Below are 16,099 nucleotides of genomic sequence, written 5' to 3' on the forward strand. Positions count from 1 at the left end.
TTCGAGGATGGGCAGGTACTCATTGATGGTTTCAACCAGTACCAGAACGGTTACAGGCATGCTTGGCTACCTGTGGGAGCGAGCTTGCTCGCGATGGGGCCAGCACTAACACCAAAAAACTCAACCCGGCGTCAGACACTCCGGCCCATTGAGCTTCGGATCATTCACCATGTTCGCCAACACCCGCTCACGCAACGCGGCGGGTTCACTGGCCAGCAAGGCTTGCAAGGCATGTAGCGGCGTGTCCGGATCCAGCCATGCCGCCTGCCCCGCCTCATCGAGAATCAACGGTCGGCGCTGACTGGCGGCTGGCTGGGTAATGACCGCCGTGCTCAGCCACACCTGCTCCTGTACCGGATACGCCTCCCAGATCGCAGCAAAAAATAATGACGAGCCCTCCCCTGGTGTCAGCCAATACGGGCGCTTGCGCGTCGTGCCGCGCCATTCGTAGAAACCATTGGCCGGCAACAGGCAGCGGCGCTCGCGCAAGGCTTGGCGAAACATTGGCTGCTCGGCAACGGTTTCGGCGCGGGCGTGGGCCGGGGTGCGGGACAGATCGGTCAGCCAGGGTGGCGTCAGGCCCCAGCGGGCGCGGGCCAGCGTGCGCTGGCCGTCTGGCTCGGCCCGTAGCATCAACACCGAATCATTGGGGGAAATGTTCCACTGCGCCTGCTGGTCGGCGGGAAAACCGGGCAGCGCCGCGAAGGCGGGGTTCCAGCGAAACAGGGCATAACGTCCACACATGGGGCAACACGACTCTTGATCAAACGAACGCCAGCCTAACAGACCAGCGTGCCGGGGAAGCTGTCCGGTTCATCGCCGGACAGCGGCAGCGCGGCATTGTACGCGGTGATCAACTCGCGGGCGTATTCGGCCTGGTCGTTATCCACTGCCAAACCCAGCAAACCGAAAATCGGCAACTCACCGGTGGCTCCCACCAGATCGCGTCCCACCAGATGCGCCTCGATGCCCTCGCTGGCGAGCATGCCTTGCAGCAACTCGCCTTCCATCAGGTTTTCCGGGTCGTAGATGCGCTGCATACACGCTCCTCACTCGTTTTCGCTGAACACTTCGAGATGCCATTCCTCTTCATGAACCTGCAACACGAAGGTTATTGGCCGACAGCACACCTGGCAGTCCTCAATATAGGTCTGATCGCCACCGGACAAATCCAGCGTCGTCTCGACTTCCTCACCACAATACGGACATTCATACAGCGCAGTTTCCAGCATCGCGGTCTCCCAAGTGACTTGTGCGTATAATCGCCGGTCTATTTGCAGGGCTATTTTTGTCTGGCTACTTTTTCAGACCGTGCCCCGCCGGTTTTCGATCAAAACCTTTACTTACCCTAGCCGTTTCTAACAAGAGAGCATGATGGGCGAATTCGATGCCATCCGACCTTACGACGACAGCGAAGTCCCAGCGGTGCTGGACCGGCTGCTCGGCGACAAGGCGTTTCTAGATATCCTCACCCACTTCCGCTTCCCGCGTTTCGCCGGCGCTTTAGGCTGGGCACTCAAACCACTTATAGCCCATCGGCTGCGCCGTGAGTTTGCCGGCATTACCTCAGTGGCCACGCTGCAGGATAAAGTCGAGGTTTACGTCGACCACACCATTGAGCGTGCCACCGACGGTGTCACCTATACAGGAGTGGAGCAATTCAAGTCCGGCAGTGCCTATCTGTTCATCGCCAACCACCGCGACATCGTGATGGACCCGGCCTTCGTCAACTATGCCGTGTACCACGCCGGCCTGCCGACGCCACGCATCGCCATTGGCGATAACCTGCTGCAAAAGCCTTTCGTCAGCGACCTGATGCGCCTGAACAAGAGCTTCATCGTGCACCGCTCGATCAGCGGACGTCGGGAAAAAATGGCGGCTTATCAGCTGTTGTCGGCGTACATCAATCATTCGATCCGCAACGATTGCGCCTCGATCTGGATCGCCCAGGCCGAAGGACGAGCCAAGGACGGTGACGACCGTACCGAATCGGCAATCCTCAAGATGTTCCACATGAGCCGCAAGGACGAGCCGTTCGGCGAAGTCATTAAATCGCTGAACCTGACCCCGGTGTCGATCAGCTACGAGTACGACCCCTGCGATCAGGCCAAGGCCCGCGAGCTTTACATCCGCGCCACCACCGGCAGCTACACCAAGGTGCCAGGTGAGGATGACGTGAGCATCGCCAAGGGCATCACCGGCTACAAGGGCCGGGTGCATGTGAACTTTGCCGCGCCGATCACCGAACTGTTCGAAGACACCAAGCAATTGGCGGTCGAGATGGACCGGCAAATCCTCAGCGGATACCGCTTGTTCCCTGTGCACTACCTGGCTTACGCGCAGTGGAAGGACACCGATCCGCAGTTGCAGGTGCCAAAAGCCGCCGAAGTGTTCCCGGCCGAGGAACTGGCCAAGGCCCAGGAAGAATGGCAACGCCGCCTGGACGCCTGCCCTGAAGAGCATCGTCCATTCCTGGTGCTGCAATATGCGACGCCGGTGCGCAATCAGTACCGGGTCAAGGCAGGGTTGCCGCTGTAAGCGGTATCGGCCTGACGGCGCTTTTGTGGCGAGGGGCTTGCCCCCTCGCCACAGGGTTTACTTCAGCCTCAGACCTGCGTGCTTATCCACGACACCAGCAGTGCCATCCCCATGCAGGCAAAGCCGAAGATGTAGAAAAACCGGTTCTTGCGCAACGTCGCCCAGTCCAGCGTGGGCTCTACGTTGGGGCTGCTCTGGCGCTGCGCCTGCAAACTGGCCATCGCGCGCAGTTCGCGACGACGGGTGGCGTGCAACAACCAGCCGCCCGGGAAGGCAAAGAACAAGGCCAGCAGATTGATCAATTTGGCGGGATGGGCGGTAAACAGCGTCATCAAGTGCAGCGACATCACAAACCTCAAGTAACACAGGTGGCAGGTGCCGGACCGGCGACCGCGGCGCGGATTCTACCGAAAGCCTGCGCGCCTGCCCTCTGTTTCCGACAAACAACGGAGCTTTTGGATCAATAGCTGTCCTGAGTCACGGCTTCGTCATCTGTATCGGCGAACATGCGCACCTTGAAACCGACAGGGACCACGTCATGCTCCACGCCGAAAACCAGGATCGTCTTTACCTCATCACCCCCAGCGAAGAACAACAAGCCCTCGTCGGCAGCCTCGCCTTCAACGTTCAGGACCGCCACTGGCTGGTGTATTGCGCACTCGGTGGCCACCAGCATGCGGACTTGCCGGAGGCGGATTTGCTGACGGGCGTGAGCGTTCTGGATTTTTACTCGCAAGCCGCGTGATACCGGTCTGTAGGAGCGAGCTTGCTCGCGATGGACTTTAGGGTGCCGCGGGGAATCGGATTTCCCGCGTAATCGTTAACGACCATCGCGAGCAGGCTCGCTCCTACAGTGGGCTCGCATTACTCGCCGAGAACCTGCCCCACAGTCGGGTCTTTGAACAGGCGGGTCAACGCATCACTGAGCACATCGCTGACCAGCTTGGTGTTGGTTTCCTGGTTTGGCGCCATACCGAAGCGCTGGTCCAGGGAAGCACCATAACGGCCGCTGTAGCGACGGTTGGCGTTCTGCACATCCGAGCGGAAGGTCGCGCCGATGGTCGCTTCGGTCACGTACATGCCTTCTTTAGGCGACTGATACTTCAGCTCGGCCAGGGTCACAGTGATTTGCGGTGCGTTCGCCGCATTGGCGGTCGGGGTGAAACCCAACAGACGCACGGCAGCTTCGGCCTGAGCCTGCAGTTTCGGCAGGATCTGCGCGCCTTGTACGGTAATCGCGCTGGTCTCCGGGTACAGGCCACCACGGGTGCCGAGGGTTGGCGACGGACGTCCATCCACCACACGCACCACAACAGGCTGACCGTGGCCGACGGGCGCCAGTTGAGCCGTCAGCTTGGGTTCCGGGCTCAGTTGTTGCGGGCTGTGGGCGCAGCCAACCAGGGTCAAACTGGTCACAGTGATCAAACCGAACAACAGGCGTTGCAACATGCTCTTCTCTCCAGAATCAGGCACAAACAGGCCGGCAGTATAGCGGTGCGCCACTGCGGGTAACCAGCACCTCACAGTGTTTGATGAAATCTCTGACAAGCCCTTGGCAACGCGGTTCCTGTCATGCAGATGTCACCCCCCATACACTTGCACGTAATGGCCTGCAGGCAATCTTCTCGGCAGACACCCAAACGGTATATCGCCATGCGCCATCTGATCTCTCTGTTCGCGCCACGCCCACTGCATCGCTGCTTCGCCCTGCTCGACCGCAACGGCCGTTGCCAGGCCTTCAAACAGTGCAGCCTCCAGCCCATGGGCGATGGCTGGGTTGAAATCGAAGAGATCCGCTTGAACTGGCTGAATCAGCCGCTGCCTGCAGGGGCCCGCGTCGTTTCGCAGCAGCACCAGCCACGCTCGCGTGCACAGCAAATGATAACGACCTGACCAAACACCTAATAAAAGTCATTAAACACGACCATTTCCCTGCGTTTCTTAGATACAATCTCCCCCCGATTATAAGGACGTCTCCTGATCGGGCCTCGCAGCATCGTCAATGCGCTTGTATTGACACCCCCGCACCGCCCACAGAGAGCCGCCCACACAGATCGAGTGAAGCTGGCGCGCTTGCTGTTTTGTTGAGCAAAACCTCCACTTTTCGCGAATCTGCAGAGCTGTCATTACGCTCGGTCACTGAGCTGTTTGCCCGTTTTGCCTGCCCTGTATCCCATGGCGGCAATCCATCCGGGCACGGTGCCAGGCTGGGACAGCCCTTTTTGAGGTTCACGTCTTCAAAAGAGCGTGAAAAAAACGGGTTTTCACAACTTCACAAGAGTGTGGCGAGCAAATGAATAGTTTTGCGTCTGAACATGCACCATTAGCGTCTACAACAGCCCAACGACACAGGACCGAGTATTCCTCGAACACCGGAGCCTGAAGCCTGTCCGCTACGGATTTGGTTGCACAAACGGATGTATCGACCATAAGTCGAATTGCCTCCCGCGCGCTGAAATGAGTTCATATGGCTCATTAGGCCTGGCAGGTAGCGTCCGTCGAAGTTGCGATAAATTGCGAAGATTCGGACATGGCGATCCTGCCATGGGTACCTGGGGCAACACTGACACGCCCCGGAACGCCTGGCAGCCATGCCGACAATTTGGTGCTGCAGATTTTGGAGACGCGTTAAATGGCGCATAACGAAGCAGTCGACGTAGTACTGGTTGGGGCCGGCATCATGAGTGCCACCCTTGCAGTACTGCTCAAAGAGCTCGACCCCGCGATCAAGCTGGAAGTCGTCGAGCTGATGGATTCCGGTGCCGCGGAGAGTTCCAACCCGTGGAACAACGCCGGTACCGGTCACGCCGGGCTGTGTGAGCTCAACTACACGCCGCAGGCCGCCGATGGCGCCGTCGACATCAAGAAAGCCGTGCACATCAACACCCAGTTCGAGGTGTCGAAGCAATTCTGGTCGTATCTGACCAAAAAAGGCACGTTCGGCTCGTGCAAATCGTTTATCAGCCCGGTGCCACACCTGAGTTTCGTACAGGGCGACAGCGGCGTGTCCTTCCTCAAGGAACGCTTCAAGGTGCTGAGCAAGCACCACGCCTTCGCCGACATGGAGTACACCGAAGACAAGGCCAAAATGGCCGAGTGGATGCCGCTGATGATGCCTGGTCGCGATCCTGGTGAAACCCTCGCCGCGACCCGCGTGATCAATGGCACCGACGTCAACTTCGGCGCCCTGACCAACCAGTTGCTCAAGCACCTGACCAGCGCACCCGATGCCCAGGTCAAGTACTGCAAGCGCGTGACCGGCCTCAAGCGCAACAACGGCGGCTGGACTGTCAGCATCAAGGACGTCAATAACGGCAACACCCGCGAAGTCGACGCCAAGTTCGTTTTCCTCGGCGCGGGCGGTGCGGCATTGCCGCTGCTGCAGGCCTCGGGCATCGAAGAGAGCAAAGGCTTCGGCGGCTTCCCGATCAGCGGCCAATGGCTGCGTTGCGACAACCCGGAAGTGGTCAAGCACCACCAGGCCAAGGTCTACAGCCAGGCTGCCGTGGGTTCCCCGCCAATGTCCGTTCCGCACCTGGACACCCGCGTCGTTGAAGGCAAAAAATCCCTGCTGTTCGGACCGTACGCCGGCTTCACCACCAAGTTCCTCAAGCACGGCTCCTTCATGGACCTGCCGATGTCGGTTCGCGCCGGCAACATCGGGCCGATGCTGTCCGTGGCAAAAAACAACATGGACCTGACCAAGTACCTGGTCAGCGAAGTGATGCAGTCGATGGAGCAGCGCCTGGAGTCCCTGCGTCGCTTCTACCCTGAGGCGAAAGCTGAAGACTGGCGCCTGGAAGTGGCCGGTCAACGGGTGCAGATCATCAAGAAAGACCCGAAAAAAGGCGGCATCCTGCAATTCGGTACCGAACTGGTCGCGGCCAAGGACGGTTCCCTGGCAGCACTGCTCGGCGCTTCGCCAGGTGCCTCGGTGACCGTTTCGATCATGCTTGAGCTGATCGAAAAATGCTTCCCGAGCAAAGCCAAGGGCGAATGGGCCACCAAACTGGCCGAAATTTTCCCGGCCCGCGAAAAGGTCCTGGAAACCGACGCTGCGCTGTATCGCAAGATCAACACGCAGAACAACGTTGCCCTGGAACTGGTTGAAGCCAGCAGCGAGACCGAAAGCTACGCTTGATTCGGCCTTACAAAAAACGCCCCGTTCTCACTGAGAGCGGGGCGTTTTTTTATGGCTGAAATTTACTCAGCCGCGAACTTTTTCGATCAGCTCAATGTAGTCCTGCGCGTTGCGCTGATCCTTGATCAGGGCGACAAAGTCATTGCCGTGCTCATCCTTGCCATTCACGTCGTAACCCGCTTCGACGAAGAACGTCAGGAAACGCTCAAAATCGTCGATGCGCAGGCCACGGTAGGCCTTGACCAGTTTGTGCAGGGACGGAGAAGTCGCGTCGACCGGCTCGAAATCGAGGAACAACTTGATCTGCTCATCGCCGATCTCGTCACCAATCACTTGTTTTTTATCTTTACGCATTGCCGACTCCAGCTCGCAGACATTTCACGGGGCGGGCAGTTTACCCCTGCGCGGGCTAAAGGCTCAACGCGGACGAGTGCTGCCGGTGTGCAGATCGGCCCAGACATGACCATTGCCGTAGCTGAGAAACTGGCAATACACCGTGTCGTTGCGCAACAAGTCGATCACCACCCGGTATTGAGCGAGCGGGTAATAGAGGGTCAGGGTTTTGCTCTTATCGTCGTAGACCGGCTTCTTCAGGCTTTTGCTTTCACCATCGAAGTTGACCAGCACCTGACTGATGGTGGCGCCTTTGTTCAGGGATTTGCCCTTGAGCCGAATCATCAGCGACGAAGTGACCGGAATCGGCTGTTGATTGGATTGACGCTGAGCGCCGACCACCACCGAATAATCGGTGACCTGCATCAGTTGCTGCTGCTCGGGATCGCTATCACGCAGGGTCAAGTCATCGGGAGGCAGGAACTGTGCGTGCATGGGCGCCGGCGCGGCGGCCAGAGGCAGGCTGAGGGTCAACAACAGGGCGGCGCAACTGCGGATCAAAAGGCTCATGACAGGCTCCGGAGGGCGGGTGTAGGAGCGAGCTTGCTCGCGATGGTGTGTCAGAGCACGCCAATGTACCTGACCAACCATCGCGAGCAAGCTCGCTCCTACAAAAAGCGCATCAGTCGAACTGAGCGCGCATCCAGGCCTGATATTCGGCAACACCCGGCTCGCCTTCGCGCGGCGCCCAATGCGCCAGCTCACCCTCACCGACCGGGCGGTAAGGACCGGCCTTGCATTCGAACATCAGGCTGTCGGCCTCCAGCACCACCAAACCGTGGAACACACCGGTTGGCAGGTCCACGCCAACACAGTCCCCACCGGCCTGCAGCACTGTCTTGCTCAACACCACACCGGCCTCATCAAAGATCAACACACCCAGCCGCCCCTTGAGGACCAACAGGGTTTCGGCCTTGTTGTCACCCAAATGCCGATGAGGCGGGATATACGTGGACGGCTGCAGCCCCACCGCCATGCGATGACAGGCGTCTTCCATCTGATGGAAATTGTGGTGCTGGCGCCCACGAGGATTGGCCGCGGCTTTCCCGGCCAGTTCGGCGAACAAGGTCTGATCCAGAAAGCGAGGCGTATCCATGTCTTACATTCCTTTAACGGCGAAAATCCCGTTGGCGTTACGCCAGTAACCTTTGTAGTCCATGCCATAACCGAAGATGTAGCGGTCAACGCACGGCAAACCGACGAAATCGGCCTTGAGGTCCGGGCGGGCCTTGCGGTCGTGGTCTTTGTCGATCAGTACAGCGGTGTGCACTTTGCGGGCACCGGCGTGCTTGCAGAAGTCGATGATCGCGCCCAGGGTGTGACCTTCGTCGAGGATGTCGTCGATGATCAGTACGTCACGGTCGATGAAAGAAACTTCCGGCTTGGCTTTCCAGAACAGATCGCCGCCGCTGGTTTCGTTGCGATAGCGGGTGGCGTGCAGGTAGGACGCTTCCAGCGGGAAGTGCAGATAGGTCAGCAGCTTGCCGGAGAAAATCAGTCCGCCGTTCATCACGCAGAACACCACTGGGTTGGAATCCGCCAGTTGATCGTTGATTTGTGCACCGACGCGGGCGATGGCCGCCTCGACTTCAGCTTCGGTGTACAGGCAGTCAGCCTCTCGCATGATTTGACGGATATGCTCGAGATCAGCAGACATGGCGCTCTCCAAAGGGGTGGCGGAATCAGGAAAAGCGGGCAAAGGTACGCATCAAGCGAGGCCAGATCAAGCGTTTGTGGACTAACGTACTGTATGTCTATAGGACAACACCCTCGGATAGATTAATCTAGGCCGGTTTTTTTGCCCGCCGCCGGAGCCTTTCCCCATGCCCATCCATGAGATCCGCCACCCGCTGATCCGTCATAAACTTGGCCTTATGCGCCGCGCAGACATCAGCACCAAGAATTTCCGTGAGCTCGCTCAGGAAGTCGGCGCGCTGCTGACCTATGAAGCCACCAAAGACCTGCCGCTGGAATCCTACGATATCGAAGGCTGGTGCGGCACAGTGTCGGTCGAGAAAATCGCCGGCAAGAAGATTACCGTCGTCCCGATCCTGCGCGCCGGCATAGGCATGCTTGAGGGGGTGCTCAGCCTGATCCCGGGCGCCAAGGTCAGCGCCGTCGGCGTGGCCCGCAACGAAGAAACCCTCGAAGCCCACACCTACCTGGAAAAACTGGTACCGGAAATCGACGAACGCCTGGCGATGATCATCGACCCGATGCTCGCCACCGGTGGCTCGATGGTTGCCACCATCGACCTGCTGAAAAAAGCCGGCTGCAAGGACATCCGCGCCATGGTGCTGGTCGCCGCGCCAGAAGGCATCGCTGTGGTCGAGAAAGCTCACCCGGACGTGATCATCTACACCGCTTCCATTGATCAAAAATTGAACGAACATGGCTACATCATCCCAGGGCTGGGCGATGCCGGTGACAAGATCTTCGGCACCAAGCAGAAGGACGCGTGACCATGCAGCAAGAGTTCAACGATCCGCTCTGGCGCACGGTGCTGTCGGGTGCACAGATGCTGTTCGTGGCCTTCGGCGCCCTGGTGTTGATGCCGCTGATTACTGGTCTCGACCCGAACGTAGCGCTGTTCACGGCCGGCCTGGGGACGATCCTGTTCCAGATCGTCACCGGGCGTCAGGTGCCGGTGTTCCTGGCATCGAGTTTTGCGTTCATCACCCCGATCATTCTCGCCAAGGGCCAATTCGGCCTGGCCGCGACCATGGGCGGCGTGATGGCGGCAGGTTTCGTCTACACCTTCCTCGGCCTCGCGGTGAAGATCAAAGGCACCGGTTTCATCGACCGCCTGCTGCCACCGGTGGTGATCGGGCCGGTGATCATTTCGATCGGCCTGGCCATGGCGCCGATTGCCGCCAACATGGCCATGGGCAAGGCCGGCGACGGCAGTGAGTTGATTCATTACCAGACGGCAATGATGATTTCGATGCCCGCACTGCTGACCACACTGATCGTCGCGGTTTTCGGCAAGGGTATCTTTCGCCTGGTGCCAATCATCTCCGGCGTGCTGGTGGGTTTTGGCATGGCGTTCTACTTCGGTGTGGTCGACACCGCAAAGATTGCGGCGGCACCGTGGTTCGCCATCCCGCACTTCACCGCACCGGAATTCAACTGGCAGGCGATTCTGTTCATCGTTCCGGTGGCCCTGGCCCCGGCCATCGAACACATCGGCGGCGTGATTGCCGTGGGTAGCGTGACCGGTCGCGATTACCTGAAGAAGCCCGGCCTGCACCGCACCCTGCTCGGCGACGGCATCGCCACTACGGCAGCCGGCTTGTTCGGCGGCCCGCCCAACACCACCTACGCCGAAGTGACCGGCGCGGTCATGCTGACCAAGAACTACAACCCGAAAATCATGACCTGGGCGGCTATCTTCGCCATCAGCCTGGCGTTCATCGGTAAATTCGGCGCACTGCTGCAAAGCATTCCGGTGCCGGTGATGGGCGGGATTCTGTGCCTGCTGTTCGGTTCGATTGCGGCGGTGGGGATGAATACGCTGATCCGCCACAAGATCGATCTGGGCGAGGCGCGCAATCTGGTGATTGTTTCGGTGACCCTGGTGTTCGGGATCGGCGGCGTGTTGATCGGCACCGGTACCGGGCCGGACGACTTCGGCCTCAAGGGTATCGCGCTGTGCGCGGTGGTGGCGATCGGCTTGAACCTGATCCTGCCGGGCAATGACAGCTGGAAGCACAAGAAGGCGAATGAGCCGCTGATCTGACAGCTTGAGATATTTGTAGTCTGCCAGACAGCTATCGCGAGCAAGCTCGCTCCCACAATTTGGAATGCATTTCCCTGTGGGAGCGAGCTTGCTCGCGAAGCTTTTAAAGCGCCAGAGGCGCTCGCTCGCACAACACACTCAACGCCCGCGCCCAGTGCGGATCATCGTTGAGGCACGGCACCAGCACCAGGTCCTCTCCCCCCGCTGCGCGGAATTGTTCCTTGCCGCGATCACCGATCTCTTCCAGGGTCTCGATGCAATCGGCTACGAACGCCGGGCACATCACCAGAATCTTTTTCACGCCGCTTTTGGCCAACTCATCGAGGCGCGCTTCGGTGTAGGGTTCGATCCATTTGGCGCGCCCCAGACGCGACTGAAACGACACCGACCACTTGCCTTCCGGCAAACCCATGCGCTTGGCAAACTCTGCCGCTGTACGCAGGCACTGGCCGCGATAACAAGTGGCGACCACCTCCGGCGGCGCCCCGGCGCAGCAATCACCGCCCCCCTCGAAACTGTGACCGGGGTTGAGCTTCTTCAGATGCCGTTCCGGCAAGCCATGAAAGCTCATCAGCAAGTGATCGAAATCCTGCTGCAAATGCGGCCGGGTCGTGGCCACCAGCGCATCGAGGTATTCCGGTTGGTCGTAGAACGGCTGGAGCACCGACAACTGCACGTCGAGGTTTTTCTCGCGTACCACGCGTTTGGCCTCTTCTATGACCGTAGTCGTGGTGCTGTCGGCAAACTGTGGATAAAGCGGCGCCAGGGTGATTCGCTTGTGTCCCGCCGCGACCAGCCGCACCAGCGTCGATTCGATCGATGGCTCACCATAACGCATCGCCAGTTCGACCGGGCCGTGTTGCCACTGACTGGTCATCGCTTGTTGCAGGCGACGGCTGAGCACCACCAGTGGCGAGCCCTCGTCCCACCAGATCGAGGCATAAGCATGGGCCGACTGCTCGGGACGCTTGATCAGGATCAGCGATACCAGCAGCCGTCGAACCGGCCATGGCAGGTCGATCACGTACGGGTCCATCAGAAATTGATTGAGGTAACTGCGCACATCCGCCACCGAGGTGGAGGCAGGTGAACCCAGGTTGACCAGAAGCAACGCGTGATCGGTCATGCAACGTCCTATTTCAAAGGCGACTGGACAGATCGTCCAAAGCCGCGCGCAAATCCGTGAACTTAAAAGTGAAACCAGCCTGCAACAAACGCACTGGAGTGGCGCGCTGCCCCCCCAGCAACAACGAAGACAATTCGCCCAGACCTGCTTTCAAGACAAGGGTCGGTATCGGCATGAAAGCCGGGCGATGCAGCACGCTACCCAGTGTTTTGGCAAACTCGCGATTACGCACGGGTTCGGGCGCGCACGCATTATAGGGACCGCTGGCCTCGTTGCGATGCAGAAGAAAATCAATCAGAGCGATTTGATCGTCGATATGAATCCACGGCATCCACTGCCGGCCGCTGCCTATCGGCCCTCCCAGGCCCAGTTTGAACGGCAGTAACAGCCGCGACAAAAAGCCGCCCTCTGCCGACAGCACCAACCCGGTTCGAATAAGGATGACGCGAATACCCAGCACCTCAGCTCGCTGTGCGGTCTCTTCCCAGGCGATGCATAACTGACTGGCAAAATCATCGATGACCGGTGGCGACTCTTCGGTCAACTCACGTTCGCCACCATCGCCATACCATCCGATTGCTGAACCGGAGATCAGCACCTGCGGTTTCTGTACGCGCCCTTCAAGCCAGGCCAGAAGGGTTTCAGTCAGCGTGATGCGGCTACTCCACAACAGGGCTTTGCGTTTGTGCGTCCAGAGTCGGTCGGCAATCGGTGCCCCGGCAAGATTGATAATCGCATCGACAGGTTCTTGCCCCAGATCCTCCAGCCGTGCAATTCCACGCACTTGGGCACCACATATTTTCGCGACATTTTCAGGTTGGCGACTCCAGACCGTCAGGCGATATCCCTGACCCGCCCAGTGCCGGCAAAGCTGACGTCCTATCAAACCAGTACCGCCGGTCAGCAATATGTGCATGACTTCTTCCTCGCGTGGCGTTTTACCTTGTCCATTAGTCTATTTTTATAAACAGGGATCTTTGGCATCAAGCAGGCTCTATGTTTAACAATAGGCCAAGCTGTCAGATCGAGAACGCTAAAAGTTATACTAAAAAACAATATTGTACAGGTTTGAACCCCGGCGTAGTCTGTACAGAAAGGTAAACGAGGCCCCTATGACTGTACCTATCGCAATCATCGGCACCGGCATTGCCGGACTCTCCGCCGCCCAGGCCCTGACGGACTTCGGGCACGTGGTTCAACTATTCGATAAAAGCCGCGGCAGTGGCGGGCGCATGTCGAGCAAGCGCAGTGATGCGGGTGCTCTGGACATGGGCACGCAATACTTCACCGCCCGCGACCGCCGCTTTGTCACGGAAGTCCAACGCTGGCAGGCCAAGGGCTGGGTCGCCGAGTGGACGCCGCAGCTGTACACCTACCATGGTGGCCAACTCAACCTGTCGCCGGACGAGCAGACCCGCTGGGTCGGCACGCCTCACATGAGCGCCATCACCCGCGCCCTGCTCGGTGACCTCGAAGTGCATTTCGCCTGCCGGATCACTGAGGTCTATCGCGGTGAAGAACACTGGCACCTGCAGGATGCCGAAGGCTTCACACACGGACCGTTCAGCCACGTGGTCATCGCTACGCCGGCCCCACAGGCCACGGCGCTGCTGGCATCGGCGCCGAAACTCGCCGGGGCCGCCGCCGGGGTGAAAATGGACCCGACCTGGGCTATCGCCCTGGCCTTCGAAACGCCGCTGGAAACGCCCATGGAAGGCTGCTTCGTACAGGACAGCCCCCTCGACTGGCTGGCCCGAAACCGCAGCAAACCCGGACGCGACAACTCCCTCGACACCTGGGTCTTGCATGCCACCAGCGCCTGGAGTCGCCAGCATATCGACCTGTCCAAGGAAGCGGTGATCGAACAGTTGCACGGCGCATTTGCCGAACTGCTGCACGATTCAATGCCCGCGCCGAGCTTCAGCCTCGCCCACCGCTGGCTCTACGCCCGCCCCGCCAGCACTCACGAATGGGGCACCTTGGCCGATGCTGACCTGGGGCTGTACGCCTGTGGCGACTGGTGCCTGTCCGGACGCGTCGAAGGGGCCTGGCTCAGCGGTCAGGAGGCCGCCCGCCGCTTGCATGAGCACCTGCAGTAAAGAGCATCAATCCGAGCAAATCGCTGCTGTCGCCCTGACAGCAGCCCGCCAAAAACCTATACAAAAAATTTGACTTGTACAACTTTGAATCTATGATGAAGTTATCTTGTACAGACCCGAATGTTTGTACAGGTTCAGATTCGAGGTGCTCCGATGTTCCAATCCCCCGCCAAACCGAAAATCGCCATCAGTGCCTGCCTGATGGGGCTCGACGTTCGCTACAACGGCGGACACAAGGAATCGCGGTTGTGCAGCCGCACCCTCACTGACTACTTCGATTTCATCCCGGTCTGCCCGGAAGTGGCCATCGGCCTGGGTGTTCCCCGCCAACCGATTCGGCTGGTGGGCAGTGCAGTTCAACCCGAAGCCGTGGGCACCCTCGATCACACCCTTAACGTGACACAACCGCTGACCACCTACGGCCAGGAAATGGCAGCGCAGCTGGGGGAAATTTGCGGCTACATTTTCATGCAAAACTCTCCGTCCTGTGGCTTGGAGCGGGTCAAGGTCTACCACGCCAACGGCGCACGGGCGGACAGTGGCGGGCGCGGGATCTACGCTCGGGCTTTCTGCCTGCGGCATCCGGACTTGCCGGTGGAGGAAGACGGCCGGCTCAACGATCCGGTGCTACGGGAAAACTTCCTCACCCGGGTGTTCGCCTACAGCGCCTGGCAGCAGCTACGCCAAGAAGGATTGACCCGGCGCAGTCTCACGGACTTTCATTCGCGCTACAAATACCTGCTGATGGCCCACAACCCGGTGCAATACAAAACCCTGGGCAACCTGCTGGGCAACATGGGCAATAGCGATCCGCAGGAACTGGGTCCCCGATATTTCAGCGAACTGATGGCGGCGCTGAAAAAATGCGCCACACGCAGCACTCACACCAACGTCCTGCAACACCTCAGTGGCTACCTGAAACAAGCCATCAGCGGCGAAGACAAGCGGGAAGTGCAGCATGTGATCGGCCAGTACCGTCTGGGCATCGTGCCGCTGGTGGTGCCGCTGACACTGCTCAAGCATCACTTTCGCCAACACCCCGATCCGTACATCGCACAGCAGGTTTACCTGCAACCGCACCCGGAAAACCTCAGCCTGCGAAACGCCATTTGATGAAAAAAGCACTCGACACCAGCGCCCGCGAAGACCTCGGCGATGACTTTAAAAAGGCGCTGGACGAAGGCTGGCTGCCGATCCGTGAAGTAGCGCGGCAAACCGGAGTCAATGCCGTGACCTTGCGTGCCTGGGAGCGGCGCTACGGTCTGATCGTGCCGCTACGCACGCCCAAGGGCCATCGATTGTTCTCGGCCGACCACGTACAACGCATCCAGACCATCCTCACCTGGCTCAACCGTGGCGTTGCCGTCAGCCAGGTCAAACCATTGCTCGACACGCCGCAAGCCTTCAGCGAGTCCGTCGACAACGATTGGCACACCTTGCTGCAAACGTTGCTGCAGGCAGTCAGCCGATTGCAGGAACGCGCCCTGGATGACAGCGTCAATCAAGCGATGGCGCTGTATCCGCCGCGAACCCTGTGCGAGCAATTGCTGATGCCCTTGCTGGCCGCGCTGGAGCAACGCTGGCAAGGCCAGTTCGGGGCGCAGATGGAGCGGGGATTTTTTTGTGCCTGGCTGCGCAGCAAGTTCGGTGCGCGCATCTACCATAACAATCGTCAGTTGCGCACCGCGCCGCTGCTGCTGGTCAACCACTCGGACCTGCCCGTGGAACCGCACCTGTGGCTTACGGCCTGGCTGATCAGCAGCTCGGATTGCCCGGTGGAGGTCTTCGACTGGCCGCTGCCTGTCGGAGAATTGGCATTGGCGGTCGAACTTCTGCAACCCCGAGGGATTGTGCTGTACTCAAGCAAAGCCCTGAATCCGGCGCAGCTGCCGAAACTTTTCAAAGGCGTCAGTTGCCCAAAAATGATTGCCGGACCAACGGTATGCATCCACCACGCCGAGTTGTCCGCAAATACTGCCGAGATCGCTGATTTGTACCTGGCCGAAGATCCGTTGTTGGCACATCAGGTACTCGTTCAGCGAGGACTGATTTAAATGAATCCC

At 59.3% G+C, this 16,099-nt stretch carries 20 protein-coding genes; 9 read left to right on the forward strand and 11 right to left on the reverse strand.

The features are described 5' to 3' along the window. Nucleotides 1-120: 120 nt before the first annotated feature. From AC3WTM_RS26475 to AC3WTM_RS26485, 3 genes are read right to left on the reverse strand one after another with little or no spacing between them, the layout of a single operon-like run. Complete coding sequence (locus tag AC3WTM_RS26475; RefSeq protein ID WP_102671696.1) at nucleotides 121-744, reverse strand: SOS response-associated peptidase; 624 nt, start codon at nucleotides 742-744, stop codon at nucleotides 121-123. Nucleotides 745-779: 35 nt separating this feature from the next. Then, a complete protein-coding gene (locus tag AC3WTM_RS26480; RefSeq protein WP_057713336.1) occupies nucleotides 780-1,040 on the reverse strand; it encodes a putative signal transducing protein in 261 nt (86 codons plus the stop codon). A gap of 9 nt (nucleotides 1,041-1,049) precedes the next feature. Further along, on the reverse strand, nucleotides 1,050-1,232 hold the full coding sequence (locus AC3WTM_RS26485; protein ID WP_102671697.1) for a CPXCG motif-containing cysteine-rich protein: 183 nt from the start codon (nucleotides 1,230-1,232) through the stop codon (nucleotides 1,050-1,052). Between the two features lie 139 nt (nucleotides 1,233-1,371). Here AC3WTM_RS26485 and AC3WTM_RS26490 point away from each other — a divergent pair, with 139 nt between their 5' ends. After that, complete coding sequence (locus AC3WTM_RS26490; RefSeq protein ID WP_102671698.1) at nucleotides 1,372-2,538, forward strand: 1-acyl-sn-glycerol-3-phosphate acyltransferase; 1,167 nt, start codon at nucleotides 1,372-1,374, stop codon at nucleotides 2,536-2,538. A 68-nt stretch (nucleotides 2,539-2,606) separates the two neighbouring features. Here the strand turns inward: AC3WTM_RS26490 and AC3WTM_RS26495 are convergent, their stop codons facing one another. Continuing rightward, complete coding sequence (locus AC3WTM_RS26495) at nucleotides 2,607-2,885, reverse strand: hypothetical protein (protein WP_102671699.1); 279 nt, start codon at nucleotides 2,883-2,885, stop codon at nucleotides 2,607-2,609. Nucleotides 2,886-3,076: 191 nt separating this feature from the next. Between AC3WTM_RS26495 and AC3WTM_RS26500 the strand changes: the two genes are divergently transcribed. After that, the gene (locus AC3WTM_RS26500; protein WP_033052291.1) at nucleotides 3,077-3,283 is read left to right on the forward strand and encodes a hypothetical protein; all 207 of its coding nucleotides are present in this window, start codon (nucleotides 3,077-3,079) and stop codon (nucleotides 3,281-3,283) included. A gap of 119 nt (nucleotides 3,284-3,402) precedes the next feature. Here the strand turns inward: AC3WTM_RS26500 and AC3WTM_RS26505 are convergent, their stop codons facing one another. Then, a complete protein-coding gene (locus AC3WTM_RS26505) occupies nucleotides 3,403-3,987 on the reverse strand; it encodes a YajG family lipoprotein (protein ID WP_057713333.1) in 585 nt (194 codons plus the stop codon). A 204-nt stretch (nucleotides 3,988-4,191) separates the two neighbouring features. Between AC3WTM_RS26505 and AC3WTM_RS26510 the strand changes: the two genes are divergently transcribed. Both AC3WTM_RS26510 and mqo read left to right on the forward strand, forming a co-directional pair. After that, a complete protein-coding gene (locus AC3WTM_RS26510) occupies nucleotides 4,192-4,431 on the forward strand; it encodes a hypothetical protein (RefSeq protein WP_102671700.1) in 240 nt (79 codons plus the stop codon). Between the two features lie 739 nt (nucleotides 4,432-5,170). Next, entirely contained in the window at nucleotides 5,171-6,679 is a 1,509-nt protein-coding gene (gene mqo, locus AC3WTM_RS26515) for a malate dehydrogenase (quinone) (RefSeq protein WP_102671701.1), read from the forward strand. Between the two features lie 66 nt (nucleotides 6,680-6,745). On the opposite strand, the gene AC3WTM_RS26520 is transcribed toward mqo, so the two are convergent. The 4 genes from AC3WTM_RS26520 to AC3WTM_RS26535 all read right to left on the reverse strand — a co-directional run bounded on the left by AC3WTM_RS26520 (nucleotide 6,746) and on the right by AC3WTM_RS26535 (nucleotide 8,729). Next, nucleotides 6,746-7,033: a PA4642 family protein gene (locus AC3WTM_RS26520; RefSeq protein WP_102671702.1), complete on the reverse strand. Its 288-nt coding sequence runs from the start codon at nucleotides 7,031-7,033 to the stop codon at nucleotides 6,746-6,748. A 63-nt stretch (nucleotides 7,034-7,096) separates the two neighbouring features. Continuing rightward, nucleotides 7,097-7,582, reverse strand: coding sequence for a hypothetical protein (locus AC3WTM_RS26525; RefSeq protein WP_102671703.1), 486 nt, complete (start codon nucleotides 7,580-7,582; stop codon nucleotides 7,097-7,099). Nucleotides 7,583-7,694: 112 nt separating this feature from the next. Then, nucleotides 7,695-8,168 carry a WbuC family cupin fold metalloprotein gene (locus AC3WTM_RS26530; protein WP_102671704.1) on the reverse strand — a complete coding sequence of 158 codons (474 nt, stop codon included), beginning with the start codon at nucleotides 8,166-8,168 and terminating at the stop codon, nucleotides 7,695-7,697. A gap of 3 nt (nucleotides 8,169-8,171) precedes the next feature. Continuing rightward, entirely contained in the window at nucleotides 8,172-8,729 is a 558-nt protein-coding gene (locus AC3WTM_RS26535) for a hypoxanthine-guanine phosphoribosyltransferase (RefSeq protein WP_007973854.1), read from the reverse strand. Between the two features lie 166 nt (nucleotides 8,730-8,895). On the opposite strand from AC3WTM_RS26535, the gene upp reads away from it, so the two are divergent. Continuing rightward, the gene (gene upp, locus AC3WTM_RS26540) at nucleotides 8,896-9,534 is read left to right on the forward strand and encodes a uracil phosphoribosyltransferase (RefSeq protein ID WP_102671705.1); all 639 of its coding nucleotides are present in this window, start codon (nucleotides 8,896-8,898) and stop codon (nucleotides 9,532-9,534) included. A gap of 2 nt (nucleotides 9,535-9,536) precedes the next feature. Beyond that, nucleotides 9,537-10,811: a uracil-xanthine permease family protein gene (locus AC3WTM_RS26545; protein ID WP_057713328.1), complete on the forward strand. Its 1,275-nt coding sequence runs from the start codon at nucleotides 9,537-9,539 to the stop codon at nucleotides 10,809-10,811. A gap of 103 nt (nucleotides 10,812-10,914) precedes the next feature. On the opposite strand, the gene hemH is transcribed toward AC3WTM_RS26545, so the two are convergent. Next, complete coding sequence (gene hemH / locus AC3WTM_RS26550) at nucleotides 10,915-11,937, reverse strand: ferrochelatase (protein ID WP_102671706.1); 1,023 nt, start codon at nucleotides 11,935-11,937, stop codon at nucleotides 10,915-10,917. Between the two features lie 13 nt (nucleotides 11,938-11,950). Further along, nucleotides 11,951-12,853: a TIGR01777 family oxidoreductase gene (locus tag AC3WTM_RS26555; protein ID WP_102671707.1), complete on the reverse strand. Its 903-nt coding sequence runs from the start codon at nucleotides 12,851-12,853 to the stop codon at nucleotides 11,951-11,953. A gap of 196 nt (nucleotides 12,854-13,049) precedes the next feature. Here AC3WTM_RS26555 and AC3WTM_RS26560 point away from each other — a divergent pair, with 196 nt between their 5' ends. The 3 genes from AC3WTM_RS26560 (at nucleotide 13,050) to AC3WTM_RS26570 (ending at nucleotide 16,090) form a co-directional block, all read left to right on the forward strand. After that, the gene (locus tag AC3WTM_RS26560; protein ID WP_102671708.1) at nucleotides 13,050-14,036 is read left to right on the forward strand and encodes an NAD(P)/FAD-dependent oxidoreductase; all 987 of its coding nucleotides are present in this window, start codon (nucleotides 13,050-13,052) and stop codon (nucleotides 14,034-14,036) included. Between the two features lie 153 nt (nucleotides 14,037-14,189). Beyond that, the gene (locus AC3WTM_RS26565; protein WP_102671709.1) at nucleotides 14,190-15,149 is read left to right on the forward strand and encodes a 2-thiouracil desulfurase family protein; all 960 of its coding nucleotides are present in this window, start codon (nucleotides 14,190-14,192) and stop codon (nucleotides 15,147-15,149) included. Then, nucleotides 15,149-16,090 (forward strand): MerR family transcriptional regulator, encoded by a 942-nt coding sequence (locus AC3WTM_RS26570; protein WP_102671710.1) that lies wholly within the window; start codon nucleotides 15,149-15,151, stop codon nucleotides 16,088-16,090. The genes AC3WTM_RS26565 and AC3WTM_RS26570 overlap by 1 nt, the downstream gene beginning before the upstream one ends. The last annotated feature ends 9 nt before the right edge of the window (nucleotides 16,091-16,099 follow it).

Source organism: Pseudomonas sp. EU05-FHT14B02 (genome assembly GCF_058791055.1).